This is a genomic window from Rathayibacter sp. AY1A2 (genome assembly GCF_002930935.1).
Classification (GTDB): domain Bacteria; phylum Actinomycetota; class Actinomycetes; order Actinomycetales; family Microbacteriaceae; genus Rathayibacter.
Genome location: NZ_PSTP01000001.1, coordinates 333,254 through 355,763 on the forward strand (window position 1 = coordinate 333,254; position 22,510 = coordinate 355,763).

Genomic DNA, 22,510 nt, shown 5'->3' on the forward strand with positions numbered 1-22,510 from the left:
GTCGCGGCGAGGAGGGGACTAGGCCCGGCGGCGCAGCTTCCGGCGCTCGCGCTCGGAGAGGCCGCCCCAGATGCCGAAGCGCTCGTCGTTCTCGAGCGCGTACTCGAGGCACTGGGCCCGGACCTCGCACGAGGTGCAGATCTTCTTGGCGTCGCGGGTCGAGCCGCCCTTCTCGGGGAAGAAGGCCTCGGGATCGGTCTGCGCGCACAGCGAGTCGACCTGCCAGGAGAGCGCGCCCCCCGGCGCCTCGGTCGCGGTGTCGATCCCGGGTCGGACCCCGGGCACGCCCAGACGGACCGGATCGACGAACCAGTCCTCGGGGACTCCGGAGTGCTGTTCCGGAAGCGTCATGCCGTCTCCTACCCCGCCTGCGAACCGATGATCGGCGGCCACTCCTCCCGGAGCCGCTGCCTAGGTAATTACAGCGGTGTCATTCGCTCAGGTCAAGTCGCGGACCATAAACCCTCAACCCGCCGTGGAGGGTTCACGACACACCGGCGTGTCGCGAACGTGAGATCCGATCAGGCGGTCGCGGCGCTCCGTGCGCGCCAGGCGCTCTCCACCATCTCGGCGACCGTGTGCCGCATCTCCCAGCCCAGGTCGCGGGCCGCTGTCGCGCCGGAGGCGACGATGCGGGGCGGATCGCCCGGCCGCCGTGGGGCGACCTCGGGCGTGAAGGCGATGCCGGTGCTGTCGGCGATCGCGCGCATGATCTCGCCGACGGAGGCCCCGGATCCGCTGCCCAGGTTGTAGACCGGGTCGATCGGCTCGCCGGCGGCCAGGCGGCGCGCCGCGGCGACGTGCGCGAGCGCCAGGTCGGCGACGTGGATGTAGTCGCGGACGCAGGTGCCGTCCGGCGTCGGGTAGTCGTCGCCGTTGATCCGGGGCGTGCGGCCGTCCAGCAGCGCCTCGAAGACGAGGGGGAAGAGGTTGTGGGGGCTGGTGTCGTAGACGTCCGGGTAGCCGGATCCGACGACGTTGAAGTAGCGCAGGGAGGCGTGCCGGACGCCGTGCGCCCGCCCCGCGTCCGCGAGCAGCCACTCGCCGATCAGCTTCGACTCGCCGTAGGGCGATTCCGGGCTCTTGGGGGTGTCCTCGGTGACGATCTCGACGTCGACTGCGCCGTAGACGGCAGCGCTCGAGGAGAAGACGATCGAGGAGACCCCGGCGCGCTCCATCGCCGCCAGCACGCGCATGGTGCCGGTGACGTTCTGCTCGTAGGTGTGCAGGGGGCGCTGCACCGAGACTCCGGCGTACTTGAACCCGGCGACGTGGACGACGCCCTCGATGTCGTGCTCGGCGAGCACGCGGTCGAGCAGGGCCTCGTCGAGGATCGAGCCCTGGTGGAACGGGACGCCCTCGGGCACGAACGACGCGTGCCCCGAGGAGAGGTCGTCGAGGACGACGGGGTCGATGCCCTGCTCCGAGAACGCGCGCACCACGTGCGCCCCGATGTACCCGGCTCCCCCGGTGACCAGCCATGCCATGTGGATCCTCCTCGGTGCGGGCCCGCGACTCCGCGCGCCGGAAGACACCCTAGCGGCGGGGATCGACGGCGCGGATCGGCCGGATGACGCCGGGTGGCGATATCCTGCCGTCGTGCTCCGCTCCGTCGCCCTCCTCGCCCTGCCCGGCCTCGCGCCGTTCGAGTTCGGGGTCGTCTGCGAGGTGTTCGGGATCGACCGCGGCGTCGACGGAGGGCCCGCCCTCGACTTCCGGATCGCCACTCCCGATCCGGGCCGCGTCCGGACGAGCCTCGGATTCGACCTGCTGGTCGCCGATGGTCTCGACGCGGCCCGGGACGCGGACCTGATCGCCGTCCCCGCCCACGGCCGCGGGCCCGCCGACGAGCGGGTCCTCGACCTCCTCCGCGAGGCTCACGAGCGCGGCGCGTGGATCCTCAGCGTCTGCAGCGGGGCCTTCACCCTGGCGCAGGCGGGCCTGCTCGACGGCCGGCGCGCGACCACCCACTGGATGCACGCCGCGGAGCTCGCCCGGCGCTTCCCCTCCGTCACGGTGGACCCGGAGGTCCTCTACGTGCAGGAGGGGCGCATCGTGACGAGCGCGGGCACCGCGGCCGGCATCGACGCGGCGCTGCACGTGGTGCGCGAGGAGCTGGGCGCGACGGCGGCGAGCGTCGTCGCCCGGCGGATGGTCGTGCCCCCGCAGCGCCACGGCGGGCAGGCGCAGTACCTGCGGACCCCCGTTCCCGAGGCGCGCGCGGACTCGCTGGCCGAGGTCACCGAGTGGATGCTGGAGCACCTCGACGAGGACCTCTCGATCGAGGCGCTGGCCCGTCGGGCCCTGATGGCCCCCCGCACCTTCGCGCGCCGCTTCCGGGCCGACCTCGGCACGACTCCGCTCGCCTGGCTCACCCGCCAGCGCCTCCTCCGGGCGCAGGTGCTGCTGGAGGAGACGGAGCTGACCCTCGAGGCGGTCGCCGCGCGGGTCGGCTTCGGCACGGCCGCGGTGATGCGCCACCACTTCACGCGCGTCCTGCGGACCACGCCGGCGGCCTACCGCCGCACGTTCGCCGCCTGAGCGGCCGGCACCGGGATCGCTGGAGGGATCAGACCGTCGCGACGAAGAGCCTGCCCCGTCCGGTGACGGCGAGAGCGCCCTCCGACGGGGTCACGAACACGCTGCCGCCGCGCTCGACGCGGACCGAGCCCTCGGCGCCCTCGAGCGAGAACGAGCCCTCGGTCGCGATCGCGATGGCGGGTCCGTGCAGGGCGACGCGGGCCGGCGTCTCCGACTCCGGCTCCACGACGGCGAGCACGAAGTCGGGGACGTCCGGACGGTAGACGCGCACGCCCGGTCCGGCCTGCTCGGCCGGGAGGTAGGGCACGGGCAGCGGCGAGAACTCGAGCACGCTCACCAGCTCGGGCACGTCGATGTGCTTGGGCGTGAGGCCCCCGCGCAGCACGTTGTCGGAGGCGGCCATCAGCTCCACGCCCGTGCCCGCGAGGTAGGCGTGGATGTTGCCTGCGGGCAGGTAGAGCACCTCGCCGCGGGCGAGGCGGACGCGGTTGAGCAGGAGCGAGAGCACGATGCCGGGGTCGCCCGGGTAGCTCTCGTCCAGGTCCCGGACCGTGGTCGTCTCGAGGCGGTCGTCGCCCGCGGACGCCGCGACGACCGCGGACACCAGCGCGGCGACCTCGGCGCGGTCGCCGTCGGCGAGCAGCCACGACAGGGCGCCGCGGAGGACCTCCGAGGGCTCGCCCTCGAGCGTCCGGGCGAACCGCGCGATCGCGGCCGCCTCCTCCGCCGGGGCGCGCCCGGCCAGCTCGGCGAGCAGCGCCCGGGCGTCCGCCGGCTCGCGGAAGCCGCAGAGCGCGTCGAAGCTCTCGCTGAGCGCGTAGATCAGCTCGGGCTTGTGGAACGGGTCCTTGTAGTTGCGATCGGCGGCGTCCCGCGGGATGCCGGCCTCCTCCTCCTCGACGAACCGGCGCCGGGCCCGCTCGGACGAGGGGTGGGCCTGGAGCGACAGCGGCCCGCCCGCGGCGAGGATCTTGAGCAGGAACGGCAGACGGGGAGCGCCCGAGACCGGATCGACCGCCCCCTCCACTCCGGCGAGCGCCGCCTCGGGGTGCTCGCCGATCCACTCGGCGAGCGTGCCGGCGCCGACCGAGGCGGGGTCGAGGATGCGCGCGGGCGAGCCCGGGTGCGCGCCGAGCCAGAGCTCGGCCTCGGGGGCGCCGGAGGGCGCGGTGCCGAGGGCCTCCGAGATGCCGGTGAGCGAGCCCCAGGCGTAGTCGCGGGGGGTGTTGCCGATCGGGATGAACACGGGAGCGCTGGCCTTCCGTCCGAGGGGTGGGTCCGAGCCGCTCAGCCGGACGCGCCGGGGCCGCTCCGCTGCGACGCTAGCAGGATCCACAACGCGGGCCCGGGAGGAGGGCCCGCCTGTTGGTGCTCTCCGCCAGAGGACGCGGCACTCGCAGGCGCGCTTCGTACGCTGGGAGTCGCAGCACTGTCGCCGTCGGAGCGGTCGCCGTGCCGCATCCGACGAGCGAGGGAGCACAGAGCATGGACAGCACGACCTTCGAGACCCTGGGGGCCGACTTCTACGGGTTCGAGGCGGCGCTCACGCCCGCCGAGAAGGAGCTGCTGGTCGGCGTCCGCGCGTTCCTCGAGGAGCAGGTGCGGCCGATCGCCGACGAGTACTGGGAGCGCGCGGAGTTCCCGCGGCAGCTGATCCCCGCGATCCACGCCACCGGCGTCATCGGCCTCTCCTGGCCCGAGACCCGCGCGATCGAGAACTCCGCCGTGTTCCGCGGCTGGGTGGCGCTCGAGCTGGGCCGGGTGGACGCGGGCATCGCGACCTACGTGGGCGTGCAGAACGGCCTGGTGATGGGAACGGTCGGCGTCGCCGGCTCCGAGGAGCAGCGCGCCGAGTGGCTGCCGAAGCTCGCCTCGGGCGAGGTCATCGGCGCCTTCGGGCTCACCGAGCCGCACTCCGGCTCCGACTCCGCCCAGGGCCTGCGCACCACCGCCCGCCGGGACGGCGACGACTGGATCCTCGACGGCGAGAAGCGCTGGATCGGCAACGCGACCTTCAGCGACGTGACCGTGATCTGGGCGAAGGACGCGGAGGACGGCCAGGTGAAGGGCTTCCTCGTCCCCACCTCGACGCCGGGCTACCGCGCCACCGCCATCGCGCGCAAGCAGAGCCTGCGCACGGTGCAGAACGCCGACATCGTGCTCGAGGGCGTCCGCGTCCCGGAGTCGCTGCGCCTGCAGCGCGCGAACTCGTTCCGCGACACCGCGAAGGTGCTCCGGCTCACCCGCGCCGAGGTCGCCTGGCAGGCCATCGGCGTCGCGATCGGCGCCTACGACGCGGCGCTGCGCTACGCGAAGGAGCGCGTGCAGTTCGGCAAGCCGCTCGTCGGGCACCAGCTGGTGCAGGACCTCCTGGTCAAGAGCATCGGCAACATCACGGCCAGCATCGCCCTGGCGACCCGCGTGTCCGAGATGCTCGACGCCGGCGAGCAGCGCGACGAGCACTCCGCCCTCGCGAAGGCCTTCGCGACGGCCCGGATGCGCGAGACCGTCGCCTGGTGCCGCGAGGTGATGGGCGGCAACGGCATCGTCCTCGACTACGGCGTCGCCCGCTTCTTCGCCGACGCGGAGGCCCTCTACTCCTACGAGGGCACCCGCGAGATGAACACGCTGATCGTCGGCCGCTCGATCACCGGCACCGCTGCGTTCGTCTGAGCCTCCCGTCCAAGCCGTCTTCCCCGAGGGGGCGGCCAGGCCGGGGAGCGAGCGGCGGCGCGCCCGGCACGCCGCCGCGCCGCCCCCGCTCCCTAGACTGGTCGCCATGATCCGACGCGCCGCCCCCGCCGCTCCCCGAGCGCTCGCGGTGGCGGTGCTGGCCGTGCTGCTGGCCGGCCAGTCGCTGCGGAACCTCGCCGGATGGTGGGGCTGGGGCGTCGTCGTCGCGGTGCTCCTGGGCGCCTCGATCGCCGTGCTCGTCCGCGCCCGCCCCCGCCTGCGCTGGGCCCGCACGCCGAAGTCGCTGGTCCTCTTCCTCGGGCTCGCGGTGCTCTCGCTGCTGTGGTCCGCCTATCCGGGAGCGAGCGCGATCGGAGTCACGGCGCAGCTCGCGACGACGCTCGGCGGCGTCGTCCTCGCCGTCACGCTGAGCAGCCGGGAGCTGCTCACGGCTCTCGGACGGGCCCTGCGCCTCTCCGTCGGCCTGTCGCTCCTCTTCGAGCTCGTGATCGCGGTCGTCGTGCGGCAGCCCGTCCTGCCGTTCGGCGTCGAGCCTCCCGCCGACGGACCGACGCCCGACGCCTTCTACTGGTCGCAGGCAGCCCTCTTCACCGGCGAGCCCGTCCAGGGGATCGTCGGCAACCGCAACCTCCTCGGCTTCCTCGCCCTACTCGGCCTGATCGTGATCGCGATCGAGCTGGCGGCCCACTCGATCCGGCGCCGGTGGGGAGCGGTCTGGGTCGCCCTGTTCGTCGCGACCCTCCTGCTCACCCGCTCGGCGACCGTTCTCCTCTGCCTCGTCGCCGTCGTCCTCGCGGCCGCGTTCGCGCTCTGGGCTCGCCGGAGGGGCGAGTCCCGCCGGCGTCCCGTCTACCTGACCGCCGCGGGGCTGGCGGTGGCGGCCGTCGCCGGAGGCGCCGCGGGCTGGGGCGCCCTCCTCGGCCTGCTCGGCAAGAGCGAGGACGCCACGGGCCGCCTCGACATCTGGGACTCGGTGATCGCGCTCACGCTGCAGCGTCCGGTCCTCGGCTGGGGCTGGGTCAGCTACTGGGCTCCCTGGGCCGCCCCGTTCGACACCCTCGCCGAGCGCAAGGGCGTGCTCTACCTGCAGGCCCACGACGCCTGGCTCGACGTCGCCCTCCAGCTGGGAGCGGTCGGCCTCGTCCTCTTCGCGGCGCTCGCCGTCTCGACGCTGTGGCGCTCCTGGTTCCGCGCGGTCGACCGCCCGCGGCGCGACGCGACCTCGACCCTCCCCTACACGGCCGTCAGCCTCGCTCCGCTGCTGATCGTGGTCGCCCTCCTGGCGCAGTCGCTGTTCGAGAGCCGGATCCTGATCGAGGGAGGCTGGCTGCTCCTCGTCCTCTTCGCGGTGCAGACCAAGCGACCGGCGACCGAGACGCCCGAGGTCCTCGCCGCGACCCCGCTCCCCCTCGCCGACGCCTCCCCGAGGCGATGAGGCGCCGCCGCCCCTCGCTCCCCGCCTCCGTCGCCGACGCGACGGCGTCCCCGCAGTTCGCGGCGGCCCTCGCGCAGACCACTCTCGTCACCGTCCTCTGCGCCCCGGCGGTCCGCGGGCTCATCGGCTGGCCCGGCTACATCGCCGCCGTCGCCACGCTCACCGCCCTCGCCGCGGTCATGCTCGTCCTGCGGCGCGGGCGGCTCGACTGGGAGGGCCTGCTGCCCACGAGCATCCTGGTGTTCCTCGGCTGGATCGCGCTCAGCGTGCTGTGGAGCGACTACACCTGGGCCACGGTCTCGAGCGTCGTCTACCAGTTCGCCCTGGCGTTCCTGGCGATCGCGATCGGCCTCACGCGCGACATCATCCAGATCATCCGCTCAGTCGGCGACGTGCTGCGGGTCGTGCTGATCGCCTCGCTGGCCGTGGAGGTGCTCTCGGGGGTGCTGATCGACCAGCCGCTGCGCTTCCTCGGCGTGGAGGGCCTGCTCGCGGTCGGCGGGCCGATCCAGGGACTCGTCGGCACGCGCAACCAGCTCGGGCTGGTCTGCCTGCTGGCGATCGTGACGTTCTCGGTGGAGCTGATGACCCGCTCCGTCGCCCGCGGGCCGGCCGTCGCCTCGATCGCCCTCGCGGCGGTCACCCTCCTCTTCACGCGCTCCGCCGTGAGCGCGGGCGTGCTCGCCGTGGCCGTCGTCGTCGCCCTCGCTCTGCGCTGGGTGCGCCACGGCGACGGCACCCACCGCCGTCGGCGGCAGTTCGCGGTGCTCGGCGTCGCCGCCGCGGCCTCCCTCACCGTGTGGCTCCTGCGCTACCGGGTGATCGAGCTGCTGAACGCGGGCAGCGAGTTCGAGTTCCGGCTGCGGCTCTGGCAGCAGGTCTGGCGCTTCACGGACCTCGCTCCGATCGTCGGCTGGGGCTGGGTGGGCTACTGGCGGCCCGACCTCTACCCCTTCACCGCCATCGACTACCTCTCGGGCCGCCCGCACTCGTCGAGCCTCAACGCGCTCTTCGACGTGGCCCTGCAGGTCGGCGCGGTCGGGGTGGTCCTCTTCGTCGTGCTGATCGGCCTCGCGCTCTGGCGCTCCTGGCTGATCGCCTCCGAGCGCAAGGCGGTCGTGCACGTCTGGCCGGTGCTGGTGCTGGCCGTGCTGATGGTCACCGCGCTGGCCGAGAGCTCGATCCTGCTCGACGCCGGCTGGCTGCTCGTGGTGCTCTGCGCGATGCGCGCGGCCCAGGGACTGAGCTGGCGCCGGCTCCTGCACCCGCGGGACTGACCGGACTCCTCAGCGCCCGCGCCGCCGCGCCACCTGGCGGAGCACGGCGAGGTGCTCCTCCCGGCAGCGCTCCCAGCTGAAGGACCGGGCGCGCTCGACGCCGAGCGGGCCGAGCTCGCCTGTCCGCTCGATCGCCTCGAGGATCCCGTCCGCGATCGAGCGCGGCTCGAGCGGATCGACGTAGACCGCGGCGTCCCCGCAGATCTCCGGGAGCGAGCCCGCGTCGGACGCGGCGACCGGGCATCCCGACGCCATCGCCTCGATGGGAGGGAGGCCGAAGCCCTCGTAGAGGCTCGGGAACGCCAGCACCGCGGCTCGGCGGTAGAGGTCGGCGAGCTCCTCCGGAGTGACGTGGCCGCGCCACTCGACGAAGTCCGGCAGCGGGCCGAGGCGGTCCAGATCCCCTCCCGTCAGCACGAGGCGGAGGGCGTGCCCCTCCTCCCGCAGCAGGCGCACCGCCTCGAACAGGCGGGCGTGGTTCTTGTGCGGCCAGGCGCGCGCCGGGTAGAAGACGAAGTCCTCGCGTGTGCTCAGATTCGCGACGAAGCGCCGGGTGTCCACGCCGAGATGCGACACGTGGATCCGCTCCTCCGGGATGCCCAGCAGCTCGACGATCCGCCCCTTGGTGAAGGCGCTGATGGTGATGACCGCGTCGGCGCGGCGAGCGGTCGCCTCGTAGGCGAGCCGGCGGAAGACGCGCTCGACGCGGGGGAAGAGGTGCGGGAGGTCGCGGTGCTGCAGATCGAACAGCATCTGCACGTGCCCCTGCCGCCGCGACGGCCACGGGAGCGGGACCGTGAACGGGAAGTAGAGCACTGCGTCCCGGCCGAGGCGCCGACGCAGCTGCGGCGTGCGCAGGAGCGCCTGGAGCATCCCCACGGCCCGGCGGCGGTGGCCCGCCCCGCTGACGACCCCCTCGGCCACGACCTCGGGCACGCCCTCGCTGAAGCCGCGCGCGTTCTCGGGGACGAGCACCTGCACGGCGGGCCCCTCCTCCCCCGGCCGCGGCGCAAGGAGGCGCGTGAGCGCGCGCGCGTAGGTCTCGCCGCCGCCCATCCCGCCCGGGTCGACGGTGAGCACGGCGAGCGTGACGGGGCGGAGTTCCGGCATGGCGTCCAATCGGTCCGAAGCCCGGCCAGGATACCGGCGGGCCGCACCGCTCCCGGCGCCCGGCCGTGCCCGTGGGTAGTATGTGTCCCGCTGTCATCGACCCCGACGAATTGGACCACCACGTGCCCCGCGCTTTGATCACCGGAATCACCGGCCAGGACGGCCTCTACCTCGCCGAGCTCCTCCTCTCGAAGGGCTACGAGGTCTTCGGGCTCGTCCGCGGGCAGAACAACCCCAAGTACGAGCTGGTCCGCCGCACCGTGCCCGAGGTGACCCTGCTCACCGGCGACCTGACCGACGTGTCGAGCCTGGTGCGCGTGCTCGCCGCCGCCCAGCCCGACGAGGTCTACAACCTCGGTGCGATCTCGTTCGTCGCCTACTCGTGGGAGAACGCGTCGCTCACCACCGATGTGACCGGCAAGGGCGTGCTCAACATCCTCGAGGCGACCCGCCTCTACGCCGGCTCCGACATGTCGCGCGTGAAGTTCTACCAGGCCTCCTCCTCCGAGATGTTCGGCAAGGTCCAGCAGGTCCCGCAGAGCGAGGAGACGCTGCTCTGGCCGCGCTCGCCCTACGGAGTGGCCAAGGTCTTCGGCCACTACATGACCATCAACTACCGCGAGTCGTACGGCATGCACGCCTCCTCCGGCATCCTCTTCAACCACGAGTCGCCCCGCCGCGGCCCGGAGTTCGTCACCCGCAAGATCAGCCTCGCGGTCGCCCGCATCAAGCTCGGCCTCCAGGAGACGCTGGAGCTCGGCAACCTCGACGCGAAGCGCGACTGGGGCTTCGCCGGCGACTACGTCGACGCGATGTGGCGCATGCTGCAGCAGCCCGAGGGCGACGACTACGTGGTCGCGACCGGCGAGACCCACGAGATCCGCGAGTACCTCGACATCGCCTTCAACCACGTCGGCATCGAGGACTGGACTCCGTACGTGACCCAGAACCCCGCGTTCATGCGTCCCGCCGAGGTGGACCTGCTGATCGGCGACCCGGCGAAGGCGCGCGACGTCCTCGGCTGGGAGCCGAAGGTCTCGTTCCCCGAGCTCGTGGCGATGATGGTCGAGAACGACCTCGCCGAGCAGTCCGCGCTGATCAAGTAGTCATGCCTGCCGCTCTCGTCACCGGAGCGAGCGGTCAGGACGGGGGCTACCTCGTCGAGCGCCTGCTCGCCGACGGCTGGGAGGTCTCCGCGCTCGTGCGCGGGACCGACGACGCCGCTCTTCCCGCCGCCGTCCGCCCCTTCGAGGGCGACCTCCGCGACGCCTCCCGCCTCGGCCGCATCGTCGCGGAGGCGCAGCCGGACACGGTCTTCCACCTCGCCGGCCTCTCCTCCGTCGCGCTCTCGTGGAAGGAGCCAGTGCTCACGGCGGAGGTGACCGGCACCGCGGTCGCCGCGCTCCTGGAGGCCTCGCTGGCGCTCCAGGAGTCGGCGGGCCGGGAGGTCCGCTTCGTCCAGGCCTCCTCCTCCGAGATCTTCGGGGCCGCGACCGAGAACCCGCAGACCGAGCGGACCCCGATCCGCCCCGTCTCCCCTTACGGAGCCGCGAAGGCGTTCGCGCACCACCTCGTCGCGGTCTACCGCGGCCGAGGGCTCCACGCCTCGTCCGGCATCTTGTACAACCACGAGTCGCCGCGTCGGCCGCTCGGCTTCGTCACCCGCAAGATCACCGCCGGAGTCGCGGCGATCGCGACGGGCGCCGAGTCGGAGCTCTCGCTCGGCAATCTCGACGCGCGCCGCGACTGGGGCTGGGCTCCCGACTACGTGGACGCCCTCGTGCGCGCCTCGCGCGCCGAGGAGGCGGGCGACTACGTCGTGGCGACCGGAGTCGCGCACTCGGTCCGCGACTTCGTCCGTGCCGCCTTCACCGCGGCCGGCATCGACGACTGGGAGCAGCGGGTCACGATCGACCCGCGGTTCGCGCGCCCCGTGGACGCCCCCGAGATGCGCGGGGACGCCTCCCGGGCCCGCGAAGTGCTCGGCTGGGCGCCGACCGTCGGCTTCGAGGAGATCGTCGCCCGCATGGTCGAGAACGACCTCGAGCTGGCGCGCCGCTCCGACTGAGCCGCGCCCACCGCGTGCAGAAGGCCCCCGCTCCTGGAGCGGGGGCCTTCTGCACGCGGTGGGTCGAGGACGCCTAGGCGGTCGCGTCCGACTGCTCGGCCCGGCCCCGCTCGTCGACGCCCTCGCCCTCGACGAGGTACGACCAGACGCGGGCGGCGTACTCGTCCCAGGTGCCGCCGTCGATCGCGAGCGCCTCCGCCGAGAGCCGCGCGTGCAGCTCGTCGTCGGTCAGCAGCCGCTCGAGGGCCGCGGCGATGTCGTGGTCGTCGTGCGGATCGACGAACAGTGCGCCGCCCGAGGCGGAGACCTCGTGCATGCTGCCGAATCCGGAGGTCACGACCGGGGTGCCGACCGAGATCGACTCCACGATCGGGAGACCGTAGCCCTCGTTGATCGAGGGGAACACGGTGCACCGGGCCAGGCGGTAAGCGCTCCAGAGCAGCGCGTCGGTGATCTTGGAGAGCGAGCGGACCGGACGGCCCTGGCCCTCGAGGACCTCGAGTCGGTACTCGAACTCGGCGCTGCTCCAGGCGTTGCCGCCGATGAAGACCAGGCTGAAGCGCACGCCCCGGCGCCAGAGCAGCTCGGCGGCCTGGAGCACCGCCAGGTGGTTCTTCCGCGGCTCGTGGCTGCCGACGCAGACGACGAGCGGGAGGTCACCGGTCACCAGCGAGCGCGCGGCGGTGGCCAGCTCCTCGTCCGAGACGCTCTCCGGCTGCGAGGGCAGCAGGATCGGCCGGATGTCCGGCCCCTGCATCCCGACGCTGCCGAGCATGTGGCGCCAGCCGGAGTACTCGGTCGCGGCCGCCTCGGAGATGGTCGCGATGCGGTCCATGTGCGATACGGCGACGAGCGTGCGCGAGAACGCGGCGCTGATGCCCGTGCTCGCCGTCTCGGCGGTGGTGACCGGCACGCAGTCGAAGCCGATGGTGCCCGTGCGGTTGCCGCTGAACTCGGCGAGGGCGGAGACGCGCGACGTCCGCTCGTCCTCCACGGCGAGCTCGGGCAGGAGGTAGGTGCCCTGCCACGGGACGATCACGCGGGAGCGGTCCTCGGCGGCGTCGGGCACGTCGCCCGAGACGGCGTTCCGGCTCTGCTCCGGGGTGAGCATGACGAGCGACTCGTGGGTCGAGTCCCAGCCGGCGAGCAGGATCTCGTGGTCGCGCGTCCAGCGGACGAGGCTCTGGCGCACCACGCGCTGGATGCCCGTGGCCAGCCCCGTGCGCGCGGTGTGGTGCACGTCGACGACGACCGCGCCGACGACCACCTCGACCTCGGGGTGGTGGAAGCGGGCGAAGACCCGGTTCGAGGCGATGGTGGACGCGGCGTGGGTGAGCAGACCGGCGGTGCCGTCCAGCCGGGCCCGGCGGCGGCCGTCGACGACGTCCTCCCGGCGCGGGAGCGTGCCGCGGAGGACGGCGAGCACCAGCCAGACCTCGCGGTCGGTGGGGGCGGGCAGCAGAACGCTCAGCTGTCCCGTGAGGGCGTCGACGCTGCCCAGCGGCTCCACGGTGGGGGCCAGGGTGCGCACCAGGGTGGCGAGACGGTCGACCAGGTACTGCTTAGAGCGCACGGGGCGCCTCCTCGTGCTCGATGAGGGCCGAGGGGCCGATCAGGGCGGCCCACAGCTCCCGGGCGTAGTCGTCCCAGGTGCGCTCGGGCCGCTCGGCCGCCTCGAGGCGGAGCTCGTCGACGAGCTCCGGCGACGTCAGCAGGCGGCGCATGCCGTCGGTGATCTCCTCGTCGGACTCCGGGTCAATCAGGACGCATCCGCCGTGCTCGGCGATCTGCGCCGTGCTGCCGTAGCGCGAGGTCAGCACGGGGAGCCCGATCGACAGCGCCTCGGCGACCGGCAGGCCGTACCCCTCGTGCAGCGACGGGAACGCCAGGAACAGCGCCTCCCGGTAGCTCGCGATCAGGACGTCGTCGTCGGCTCCGCGGAGCACCTCGACCGGGCGTCCGGCGGCGACCAGCTCGCGCACGCGGGGATCGAAGACCTGGTGCGCCCACGGGTTGGCCCCGCCGATGAAGCGGACGCGGAAGCGCAGGCCCTCGCGCCAGAGGACCTCGGCGGCGTGCAGCACCGCGAGGTGGTTCTTGCGGGGCTCCTGGCTGCCGACGCAGAGCACGAGCGGCAGGCCGGACGCGCTCCGGCCCTCGGAGCGCAGGCCGTCCGGGAGCTCCACGGGCAGCGGGACCGGGACGACGGTCGGGCCGGTGAGGCCCTGAGCGGGGAGCGCTCGCACGAAGCCCTCGAACTCCAGCGCGGCCGCGGCGCTCACCGTGGCGACGCGCTCGGCGTGCTTGACCACGGAGAGGAAGTTGACGAAGCGCACCGTCTCCTCCGGCGGCACCGTGTCGGCGCTGACGACGGGGATCGCGTCGTGGCCGAGGACGACGACCTCGTTGCCGGAGTACTCGGCGAGGGCCGCGAGCGGCCCGCACTGGTTGTAGTCGGGCACCGAGGGGATGACGACGACGCTGCGGTAGGGCACGACGAACTCGATGCGCTCCGGATCGCCGTGCTCCCAGTCGCGCCGCCCGGCGGAGGACCAGTCGACGACGCGCTCGTGCTCGATCGCGCTCAGCCGCCGGAAGGACATCGATCCGTGGACCCAGGCGACCGGGACGATCTCGTGCTCGGCGTCCCAGCGGGACACGGTCTGGCGCACGACCCGCTGGACGCCGGTGTTGTGCCCGTGGCGGGCGGGGAAGTCGACGTCGATCAGGACGGCCCCGGTGACGACCTCGACGCGGGCGTCCAGATCGGCGAACCCGGTCGCGGTGCGGGAGCCGGCCTCGAGGAAGATGCGCAGCGCCGCCTCCTCGGGGGCGAGCTCGAGGGCGCGGCGGAACCAGTCGAACAGCTCGCTCGTCGGGTACGCGGCCGTGAACGACACCAGCGCGACCCAGGTCAGCTCGTCGTCCTGGCGCGAGCGGATCTCTCGGGCCACCTCGTCGAGGTACGGGCCGGGCCCGCGGGTGCGCAGCGAGGCGCGGCGCTCCTCGTCGAAGAGGAGCGCGCCGATCTGCTCCAGGCGCTGCAGCATCGCCTCCGTGCGGTGGGCGCGCGCGGCGGCCGAGCCGGCGGCCGAGACCTGCGACCGGTCGCTCATCGCGCCCGACCGGACAGGCGGCGCTTCACGAAGCGCGCGCTGTGGCCGACGGCGCCCGACAGCCCGAGCTGCTCGACGCGGATCTGGAAGGTGCGCACCAGGCGGAGCGGCTTCGTCACCCGCCAGGAGAGGGTGCGCTCGAAGCCGGAGGCGGTCACTCCGCCGACCTGGATCCGCTCGACCCACTCGTCGAAGGGGTCGTTGAGGAGGGAGTCGACCTGCGCGCGCAGGCGGGCGAGCTCCTCGTCCGGGGACTCGGGCTCGGCGAGACGGGGCTCCACCGGAACCCCGGACGTGCGCGCGGGCTCCGCCGGGACGGCGGCGGGAGCGGCGTCGCCGACGGCCGATTCGAGGCTCGGGTCGGGAGCGGGAGGAGCGTCCTCGCCCGTGCCGCCGAGGACGGGGGCGGGGTCCCCAGCGCTCTGCGGCGCCGGGTCCAGGGGGACGTCGGAAGGCTGCGTGGGCATGGCGAACACCTCGTTCGTGTCGTTCAGTCGGCGAGCGGGAGCAAGACTACCCGCCATGCGCCGCGCACCGGCACGCCAGCCAGGGGGCTCCAGGGTAGGCCGCACGTATAATGATGCGGTCCGTCGCCCGGCGGAGGCCGAGAGCTTGGAGTTCCATGCCCAGCAAAGCTGTGGATCGCGCGCGCGCGATCGCCGACGAGCCGTTCCAGATCGCCGGCACCACGTCGGCCGTCGGCGGCGGCTCGGGCGGCTTCGTCGCCTCCCTCGCCGAGATCCTGCGGCACCGCGAGCTGCTCCGCCTGCTCGTGGGGCGCGAGCTGAAGTCGCGCTACAAGGACAGCAGCCTGGGCTTCGTCTGGAGCCTCGTCCGGCCGCTGATCATGCTCCTCATCTACTACGTGGCGATCGGCCAGATCCTCGGGGCCTCTCGCGGCGTCCCGAACTTCGCGATCTTCGTCTTCTCGGGGCTCACCCTCTGGGGCCTGTTCAGCGAGATCGTGACCGCGGGCACCACGTCGATCCTCGGCAACGGCGGACTGATCAAGAAGGTGTACCTGCCGCGGGAGATCTTCCCGGTGGCGGCCATCGGCTCGGCCCTCTTCAACTTCGGTGTGCAGTTCGTCGTCCTGATCGCGGGAGCCGTCCTCACGGGCTCGCTGATCTTCGGCGTCCAGCTCCTCTACATCGTGCCCGCGCTGGCGATCGTGCTCGTGTACGGCCTCGCGCTGGCCCTGGCCCTCTCGGCCCTCAACGTCTACCTCCGCGACGTCCAGTTCCTCGTCGAGGTCGGGCTGCAGATCTTCTTCTGGCTCTCCCCCATCGTCTACGCGTGGAACTTCGTCGTCGCCGCCTCCACCGGAGCGGGCCACGGCTGGGCCGAGCAGCTCTACCTCATCAACCCGATCTCTAACGCGATCCTCGCCTTCCAGCGCGCGATCTGGGGAGACGGCTCGCGCGTCAGCATCATCGACGGCAACGAGATCGCCCCCCAGGTGTGGCCGCCGGACATGGAGCTGCGCCTTCTCATCGTCCTCGTCGTCGGGCTGGTGTTCGTGTGGATCGGCCACCGGATCTTCCGCCGCCTCGAGGGCAACTTCGCCCAGGAGATCTGATCGTGACCCTCACCAGCAAGCAGGAGTCCGTGCCCGCCTCCTCCGGCACCCCGACCGTCGTCCGGGTGCGCAACGCCTCCAAGCGCTTCGTCATCCGCAAGGACAAGTCGTTCAAGGAGCGGATCGTCAACTTCGGCCGCGGGCGCAAGCACCGCGACGAGTTCTGGGCACTCCGCGACGTCGACCTCGAGATCCCCCTGGGCTCGACCGTCGGCCTCATCGGCGCGAACGGATCGGGCAAGAGCACGCTCCTCAAGCTCATCGGCGGCATCGTGCAGCCGACGACCGGCACCGTGGAGCGCCGCGGACGCCTCGCCGCGCTCCTCGAGCTCGGAGCGGGCTTCCACCCCGACCTCACCGGGCGCGAGAACGTCTACCTCAACGGCGCGATCCTCGGACTCTCGCGCAGCGAGCTGGACAGCAAGTTCGACTCGATCGTCGACTTCTCCGAGATCGCCGAGTTCATCGACACCCAGGTCAAGTTCTACTCGTCGGGCATGTACGTGCGGCTCGCCTTCGCTATCGCGATCCACACCGATCCCGACCTGCTGCTGGTCGACGAGGTGCTCGCCGTCGGCGACGAGCCGTTCCAGCGCAAGTGCATGGACCGCATCCGCGCCTTCCAGCGCGCGGGGAAGACCATCGTGCTGGTCACCCACTCGCTCGAGCAGGTCGGCGAGCTCTGCGACCGCACCATCGTCCTCGAGAAGGGCACCGTCGTCTTCGACGGCGAGACCTCGGAGGGGCTCCAGGTCCTCCGCGAGAGCTTCGAGGACCGTCGGGCCGCCCGCCAGGAGCGCGAGGCCGAGGCCGCCGAGGCCGCGGACGAGCCCGCCCCCCAGCTCATCGAGATCCTGGGCTGCCGACTGCGCGGCGGATCGATCGAGCACGGCGGCACGGTCGTCCGCAGCGGCGAGACCCTCGAATTCGACGTCACGGTGCGCACCAGCCGCCCGGTCGACGACTGGAACATCGGCATGGGCATCGACACGCCCCTCGGCCAGCGCGTCTTCGGGACGAACACCGAGCGCATCGGCACGCCGCTGAGCGCGGTCGACGGTGAGATGACGGTCACCTTCACCCTCCCCGACCTGCACCTCGGCGCCGGCAACTACGCCGTGCACGCCTCCTCGGCCACCTTCTCGCAGGGCGAGACCATGCGGATCCCGGTCGCCGCGACCTTCACGGTCGAGCGGGCCTCCGTGCACGACGGCGTCGTCGACATCGACTCCACCGTCCGCCTCAGCAGGCCGTGACCGCGCGGCGCCGCCGCCTCCTGGTCGACGCGACCGCCCTCGCGGCGCCGCGCCTGACCGGGGTCGGCCGCGTCCTGCTCGGCCTGCTGCACGCCCTGGACACCGACGCGACCGCCGCAGACGTCGAGGTGCTCCTCGTCGTGCCGGCGAGCGAGGCCGGCTCGCTCGAGCGCTTCGGCTTCCGTACGCTGCGCGTCCGACCGGTGCCGCTGCCCCGGCCGGTGTGGAGCGCACTGACACGACTGCCCGCGCCCGGGATCGACCTCCTGCTCGGCCGTGGCGCCTACTTCTTCCCGAACTTCCGGAGCTGGCCGCTCGCCCGCTCCCGCTCGCTCACCTTCGTGCACGACGTCTGCTTCGCTGTGATGCCCGAGCTCGTTCCTCGCGAGCGCCGAGAGCTGCTGTCGCGGTCGGTGCCCCGGTGGATCCGGCGCAGCGATCTGGTCCTGACCGGCACCCCGTCCTCCGCAGCCGAGGTCGAGAGCGCTCTGCGCGTCGCTCGCGAGCGCGTCCGCGTGCTGCCGACCACGATCGACGCCGACCTCTTCCACGCCCGCGGCGAGGAGGAGGTGGCGCGGGTCCGCGCGGAGCACGGGCTCGGGTCCTACCTGCTCTTCGTCGGATCGATCGAGCGCCGCAAGAACCTCGTCACCCTGGTGGACGCGTACCGGCAGGCCGAGCGGCCGGAGAACCACACCCTGCTCCTGGTCGGCGGGGACGGCTGGGACAACGAGGACGTCCACTCCGCCGTCGCTCGCGCGGTCGCCGCAGGAGCCGACGTGCGCTTCGCCTCCTCCTACGTCGCCGACGAGGATCTGCCGGCCCTGCTCACGGGCGCCGACGCCGTCGCCATGCCCTCCTGGCACGAGGGCTTCGGCCTGCCCGCCCTCGAGGCCGTCGCCTGCGGCACTCCGGTGCTCGCGGCAGACATCTCCGGCCTCCGCGACGCGCTCGCCGGGCGGGAGTCCGCCGCCGTCTTCATCGACCCGGCGGACCGCGCCGGGTGGTCGGCCGCGATCGGAGAGGCGCTGCGCCGTCCCCGGCGACTCGCACCGGGGCCCATCCCGGGGTGGGACCGCACCGCCCGGCGCCTGCTCGAGCTGGCCTTCGACGACCGCTGATCAGCGCCGGGTCGTGAACAGCAGCCAGCGCCCGGAGGCGGAGGCGACCTCGGGCTCGACGTCCCCCGTCGCCGCCTCGACGTAGGCCCGCCAGCCGTCGGGGTCGTCGGTGTAGCCGGCGGTGTCCACGTAGACGGCGCAGGCGCCGCTGCCCGCCACCGCGTCGGCGAACTCCGCGGGGTCGTCGACGTCGCCCCAGACGTCCCAGCCGTAGGTGCCCTCCACAGCCCCGTAGCTCCAGCGGAGGCGTCCCTCCTCGGTCGCGATGTAGGGCAGTGCCTCGTCGTAGTCGGAGAGCGCTCCGATCCGCCCGCTGTCGGGGAAGCTCTTCAGGGGGAGCTCCACCACTCCGCAGCCGTCGTCCAGCTGCGCGTCGGCCTCCGACACGAACGAGCGCATCTCGGAGTCGTCGGTGGGAGCGATCGGCACCGCGGCCGATACTCCGGCCAGCTGATCGACCACGGCGACGGCGGCGAGGAGCGCCACCACGAGGATCCGGACACCGCCACGGGCCGTGACCCGATCGAGCAGAAGCGCGAGCACGCCGAGGACGAGGACCGCGATGACGATCGACATCCGCGCCCACGCGCGGATCGTCGGCCCCGCCACCAGCGAGACCACGACGCCCAGGCCCGTCACCGTGTAGAAGAGGAGCGCGGCCAGCGTCGCCACGGCGAGGACGCGCACGCGGGCGTCCGAGAAGAACCGGCCGACCGCGGTCGCACGGAGCGCCCGTCCGCCGCCGAGCGCGGTGATCGGAAGCGCCACGAGCGTGATCAGGAGCGCGACGCTGGCGAGGATCGAGAATCCGGGCGGCTCCGTCGTCGGCGCCACGCCGGACTGGCCCGCGTAGGTGTTCAGCAGGCCGTACCCCTGCGGCAGCCCGGTCCCCGACCAGGGCAGGCCCAGCAGCACGAGCTTGCCGGCGTAGGCCTCCGACTCCCCCACGGTCCGCGACGTGAAGTACGGGCTGTAGCGCTCCCCGAAGTCGAGCGAGAGCAGCAGCAGCGAGAGCCCGACGAACACGCCGAGCGCGAGGATCGGCACCGACGAGACCGCGAGCACGCGCAGCCGCTCGCGGGAGAGGAGCCCGGCGGCCGTGCTCACCGCCCAGGTCGCTCCGAGGACCAGGACCGCGAAGACGTAGTAGTAGCCGCCCGTGCTCGCCACCAGGAGCCCGAGCACGACTCCCGGGACGACGGAGCGCAGTACGCGGCTCCTCCGCGTCGCGCCCCGCTCGGCCCAGGCTCGGAGAGGATCGGTGCGCGGTCCGGCGACCATCAGCACCATCACGCCCAGGAGCGGGATCGCCCAGTAGTTGGCGAGGAACGCGTGGCCGAATCCGATCCGGAGGAAGTGGTACGGCAGCAGCGACAGCAGGACCGCGGAGAACGCCGCGACCCAGGGCCGCGTGCGGAGGGCGCGGAAGAACACGTAGCCGGTGACGGCGACCGTCGCGAACGTGCCCAGGTAGAAGACGTTCAGGAGCGTCGTCCCGTCGCGCACCACGAGGGCCAGGACCGAGACGGCGAGGGCGGAGGCGACGTCGAACTGCGCGCTGAAGAAGGCGTTGAACCCGTCGGGGAAGCCGAGCGCCGCGTTGCCGTCGAACGGGAACGCCTGCGTGGCGCTGGTGAAGAGCGTGTAGTGCAGGATCTGGTCGTCGCCGCCCACGGTCCAGCGGGCCGTCAGGTCCTGCGGCCCGATCCCGAGCGCGAGCACGGCGGCGACGACCGAGACGAGGGCGGCGACGAGGGCCCATCCGAGCTCGACGAGCGTCCGGCGCCGCCGACTCGCCGTCCGCGGGCCGCGCACGTCAGTAGCCGCGCTCACGGCGCTGCTCCTCCACGCTGGTCTGGACGATCCGGTTCAGCTCGGTCTCGCCGTCGGTGCCCGCGTAGTCGTAGATGTCGAACCCCCCGCAGGCGACGATATCGGAGGGAGCGCCGAGCGTCCCGCGCGCGAGCCCCGCCCAGTCGGGCGAGCGGTCGGCCAGGACGAAGCTGTACTGCCGGTCGCGGTAGTCGCTCAGGTTGTTCATCCACAGCTGCACCGTGAAGTCGAAGTTGACCTGCTGGACGTGCAGCGAGGCCGGCCCGTAGAGGTCCAGCGGCCGCGTGGACCAGAACGAGCCGACGCCCGCGAGCTCGCGGCCGTCGATCCAGCGCTCCAGGCAGTCGGCGTCCGGGTCCGATCGCGCCTCGGCCGCCGCGGAGGCGACCGCCGTCGTGGCCGGCACGGCGGCGACGACGAGGCCTGCGGCGGCCAGCGGAGCGACGACGCGGACGACCGGCGCCAGCCGCGCGCCCGCAGCACGCCGGTGCGCCGCCGCGGCGCCGATCAGGGCGATCACGACCACGGTCGCGGTCACCGGGATCGGCATCAGGTAGCGGCTGACCGAGCTGCCGGTGAAGACCTGCACCACCAGGAGCACCGTCGTCTGCGCCGGCAGGAACGCGCACACCGCGAAGCGCGCACGGGCCGCCTCATCGAGGGCGGCTCCCCGCGCCAGGCGGGCGACACCGGCCACGACGACGGCGAGGGCCGCCAGCAGCAGCAGACCCAGCAGCGCCACCTCGAGCTTGCCGATCAGCGGCGCCTTCAGCACCAGGAACTGCACGATCAGGTCGTCCAGGGCCGTCCCGGCGAGCGGCAGCCGGAGGTACCCGCCGGCGTCGGTCCCGATCAGGAAGCCGAGCGGGATCCGCAGCGCGGCTCCGAGCGCGGCGGCCCCGAGGACCGTTCCCGCGACGATCAGCACCGCTCGGGGAGCAGCGAGAGCGAGCACCAGCAGCACGACGAGGACCACCAGCAGGGGGCCGACGAACTGCACGAGGAGGAGCGGATCGGAGAGGGTCGTCGCGGCGACGGCCGCTCCGACCAGGAGCAGCGGACGCGCGGCCGGACGGCGCTCGCGCAGCGCGCCCAGGGCGACGGCGAGCCCGGCGAGGCCTGTGAGCACCGCGCCGTAGTAGTAGGTCGTGAGGAGGAAGGTGGTCGCCAGGGCGCCCTCGTTGTTGAGCGCGCGGCCCTCCGTCAAGCAGAGCACCAGCAGCACGGCGATGCCGGCGAGCGCGGCGGCGGGCCGCAGCCGGCGGTGCCGGTCCGCGACGAGCCGTCGCGCGAGCATCCGGAGCACGCCGTAGAGGAGGACGACGTTGAGCACGGCGTTGACCGCGAGCGCCGCCGCGGGATCGCCACCGGTCAGCAGCCACGCGACGCCGAAGACGGGGAGCTCGGGGAAGAGGAAGAGCTGGCTCGTCATCACCCACGCCGCGGGGCGGCCCTCGGCGAAGGACTGCAGGATCAGCGGCAGCGCCAGCGAGTCGCCGTCGCGGAAGAGCAGCGGCCGCCACGGCGTGCCGACCATGAATCCGAGCACGAGCAGGGTCCCGCTGACGACGACGGCGAGGGCGGCGAGCTCGAGGAGGGCCCTCCGGGTCCGAGGGGATCCCGTCGGACCCGCCGTCACCGGTGCTTCCCGCCGAACCGGATGGCCAGGACGAGCAGGAGGTTCTTCAGGAGGGTGTCGCTCGGGATCTTGGAGTTGCCGACCGTGCGGTCGAGGAAGACGATCGGGATCTCCTTCACTCCGCGGGCCCGGCGCAGCGCCCGGTACTTGAGCACGATCTGGAAGCCGTAGCCGGCTGCGCGGATCGTCTCGAGGTGGAGGGTGCGCAGGAGGTCCGCGCTGAAGAGGTTGAAGCCGCCGGTCCAGTCGGTGATCTTCGAGCCGAGGAAGAGGCGCGTGTAGAGGTTGCCGCCACCGCTCAGCAGCTTGCGGTCGAGCGTCCAGTCGGGAGTGCCCCCGCCGGCGATGTAGCGGGAGGCGACCACGAAGTCGGCGCCCGCGCGCACCTCGCGGAGGAAGGCGTCGATGTAGTCCGGGTCGTGCGAGAGGTCGGCGTCCATCTGCAGCAGGTAGTCGTAGCGGCGCTCGGCCGCGAGGAGGTGCTGGAAGGCCCAGATGTACGCCGCGCCGAGCCCCTCCTTCTTCTCGCGCGAGAGCACGAGGACCTCGAAGGTGTCGGACCCGAGCTCGGCCGCGAGCTCGCGCGCGCGGTCCGCGGTGCCGTCGGGGGAGCTGTCGTCGATGACGGCGACGGTCACGTGGAAGTCGGGGTTGCGGGACGCCGCGAGCGCGACCCGCGGCAGCGCCGTCGCGATGTTCGCGACTTCGTTGTAGGTGGGGACGACGACGGCGAGGGAGCGCATGAGGCGGGGAGGATCCGTTCTTCCGGTGCACCGGCTGACCGGTGAGAGCCCTGCGAGTATAACGAGGCGGTGCTCGCGAGCCTCCGAGCGCGCCCCGC

At 72.9% G+C, this 22,510-nt stretch carries 19 protein-coding genes; 9 read left to right on the plus strand and 10 right to left on the minus strand.

Going from position 1 to position 22,510, the window contains the following annotated elements; genetic code table 11:
- Positions 1-18 precede the first annotated feature (18 nt).
- Together C5B93_RS01505 and galE are read right to left on the minus strand one after the other, a co-directional pair.
- Entirely contained in the window at positions 19-351 is a 333-nt protein-coding gene (locus C5B93_RS01505; protein WP_104224145.1) for a WhiB family transcriptional regulator, read from the minus strand.
- 170 nt (positions 352-521) lie between these two features.
- On the minus strand, positions 522-1,487 hold the full coding sequence (gene galE / locus C5B93_RS01510; RefSeq protein WP_104232806.1) for a UDP-glucose 4-epimerase GalE: 966 nt from the start codon (positions 1,485-1,487) through the stop codon (positions 522-524).
- Between the two features lie 112 nt (positions 1,488-1,599).
- Between galE and C5B93_RS01515 the strand changes: the two genes are divergently transcribed.
- The gene (locus C5B93_RS01515) at positions 1,600-2,541 is read left to right on the plus strand and encodes a GlxA family transcriptional regulator (RefSeq protein ID WP_104291600.1); all 942 of its coding nucleotides are present in this window, start codon (positions 1,600-1,602) and stop codon (positions 2,539-2,541) included.
- 28 nt (positions 2,542-2,569) lie between these two features.
- On the opposite strand, the gene manA is transcribed toward C5B93_RS01515, so the two are convergent.
- Positions 2,570-3,787, minus strand: coding sequence for a mannose-6-phosphate isomerase, class I (manA, locus tag C5B93_RS01520; protein WP_104291601.1), 1,218 nt, complete (start codon positions 3,785-3,787; stop codon positions 2,570-2,572).
- A 239-nt stretch (positions 3,788-4,026) separates the two neighbouring features.
- Here manA and C5B93_RS01525 point away from each other — a divergent pair, with 239 nt between their 5' ends.
- From C5B93_RS01525 to C5B93_RS01535, 3 genes are all read left to right on the plus strand, one after another.
- Positions 4,027-5,214 carry an acyl-CoA dehydrogenase family protein gene (locus C5B93_RS01525; protein WP_104232809.1) on the plus strand — a complete coding sequence of 396 codons (1,188 nt, stop codon included), beginning with the start codon at positions 4,027-4,029 and terminating at the stop codon, positions 5,212-5,214.
- Positions 5,215-5,320: 106 nt separating this feature from the next.
- Positions 5,321-6,670, plus strand: a complete 1,350-nt coding sequence (locus C5B93_RS01530) for an O-antigen ligase (RefSeq protein ID WP_104232810.1) — start codon at positions 5,321-5,323, stop codon at positions 6,668-6,670.
- On the plus strand, positions 6,667-7,947 hold the full coding sequence (locus C5B93_RS01535; protein ID WP_104232811.1) for an O-antigen ligase: 1,281 nt from the start codon (positions 6,667-6,669) through the stop codon (positions 7,945-7,947). Before C5B93_RS01530 ends, C5B93_RS01535 begins: the two co-directional genes overlap by 4 nt.
- Positions 7,948-7,956: 9 nt before the next feature.
- Here the strand turns inward: C5B93_RS01535 and C5B93_RS01540 are convergent, their stop codons facing one another.
- Entirely contained in the window at positions 7,957-9,057 is a 1,101-nt protein-coding gene (locus tag C5B93_RS01540; protein WP_104232812.1) for a glycosyltransferase family 1 protein, read from the minus strand.
- A 122-nt stretch (positions 9,058-9,179) separates the two neighbouring features.
- On the opposite strand from C5B93_RS01540, the gene C5B93_RS01545 reads away from it, so the two are divergent.
- Together C5B93_RS01545 and C5B93_RS01550 are read left to right on the plus strand one after the other, a co-directional pair.
- Positions 9,180-10,163, plus strand: coding sequence for a GDP-mannose 4,6-dehydratase (locus tag C5B93_RS01545; RefSeq protein ID WP_104275317.1), 984 nt, complete (start codon positions 9,180-9,182; stop codon positions 10,161-10,163).
- A gap of 2 nt (positions 10,164-10,165) precedes the next feature.
- Positions 10,166-11,125 carry a GDP-mannose 4,6-dehydratase gene (locus C5B93_RS01550; RefSeq protein ID WP_104291602.1) on the plus strand — a complete coding sequence of 320 codons (960 nt, stop codon included), beginning with the start codon at positions 10,166-10,168 and terminating at the stop codon, positions 11,123-11,125.
- A gap of 73 nt (positions 11,126-11,198) precedes the next feature.
- Here C5B93_RS01550 and C5B93_RS01555 read toward each other — a convergent pair whose 3' ends face one another.
- From C5B93_RS01555 to C5B93_RS01565, 3 genes are read right to left on the minus strand one after another with little or no spacing between them, the layout of a single operon-like run.
- A complete protein-coding gene (locus C5B93_RS01555; protein WP_104238038.1) occupies positions 11,199-12,698 on the minus strand; it encodes a glycosyltransferase family 1 protein in 1,500 nt (499 codons plus the stop codon).
- Positions 12,688-14,241, minus strand: a complete 1,554-nt coding sequence (locus C5B93_RS01560; RefSeq protein ID WP_104223151.1) for a glycosyltransferase — start codon at positions 14,239-14,241, stop codon at positions 12,688-12,690. Before C5B93_RS01560 ends, C5B93_RS01555 begins: the two co-directional genes overlap by 11 nt.
- On the minus strand, positions 14,238-14,708 hold the full coding sequence (locus tag C5B93_RS01565; RefSeq protein ID WP_104283350.1) for a hypothetical protein: 471 nt from the start codon (positions 14,706-14,708) through the stop codon (positions 14,238-14,240). Before C5B93_RS01565 ends, C5B93_RS01560 begins: the two co-directional genes overlap by 4 nt.
- Positions 14,709-14,863: 155 nt before the next feature.
- On the opposite strand from C5B93_RS01565, the gene C5B93_RS01570 reads away from it, so the two are divergent.
- Genes C5B93_RS01570 through C5B93_RS01580 form a run of 3 tightly spaced genes read left to right on the plus strand, consistent with a single transcriptional unit; the run spans position 14,864 to position 18,197 of the window.
- Positions 14,864-15,820 (plus strand): ABC transporter permease, encoded by a 957-nt coding sequence (locus C5B93_RS01570; RefSeq protein WP_104223153.1) that lies wholly within the window; start codon positions 14,864-14,866, stop codon positions 15,818-15,820.
- A gap of 2 nt (positions 15,821-15,822) precedes the next feature.
- Entirely contained in the window at positions 15,823-17,076 is a 1,254-nt protein-coding gene (locus C5B93_RS01575) for an ABC transporter ATP-binding protein (protein ID WP_244229465.1), read from the plus strand.
- Positions 17,073-18,197 (plus strand): glycosyltransferase family 1 protein, encoded by a 1,125-nt coding sequence (locus C5B93_RS01580; RefSeq protein WP_104291603.1) that lies wholly within the window; start codon positions 17,073-17,075, stop codon positions 18,195-18,197. Before C5B93_RS01575 ends, C5B93_RS01580 begins: the two co-directional genes overlap by 4 nt.
- Here C5B93_RS01580 and C5B93_RS01585 read toward each other — a convergent pair whose 3' ends face one another.
- The 3 genes from C5B93_RS01585 to C5B93_RS01595 are packed head-to-tail and all read right to left on the minus strand — an operon-like array spanning position 18,198 to position 22,412.
- Positions 18,198-20,030 carry a hypothetical protein gene (locus C5B93_RS01585; protein ID WP_146078413.1) on the minus strand — a complete coding sequence of 611 codons (1,833 nt, stop codon included), beginning with the start codon at positions 20,028-20,030 and terminating at the stop codon, positions 18,198-18,200.
- The gene (locus C5B93_RS01590) at positions 20,014-21,669 is read right to left on the minus strand and encodes a hypothetical protein (RefSeq protein ID WP_104291605.1); all 1,656 of its coding nucleotides are present in this window, start codon (positions 21,667-21,669) and stop codon (positions 20,014-20,016) included. The genes C5B93_RS01585 and C5B93_RS01590 overlap by 17 nt, the downstream gene beginning before the upstream one ends.
- Positions 21,666-22,412, minus strand: coding sequence for a polyprenol monophosphomannose synthase (locus tag C5B93_RS01595; protein WP_104223157.1), 747 nt, complete (start codon positions 22,410-22,412; stop codon positions 21,666-21,668). Before C5B93_RS01595 ends, C5B93_RS01590 begins: the two co-directional genes overlap by 4 nt.
- Positions 22,413-22,510 lie beyond the last annotated feature (98 nt).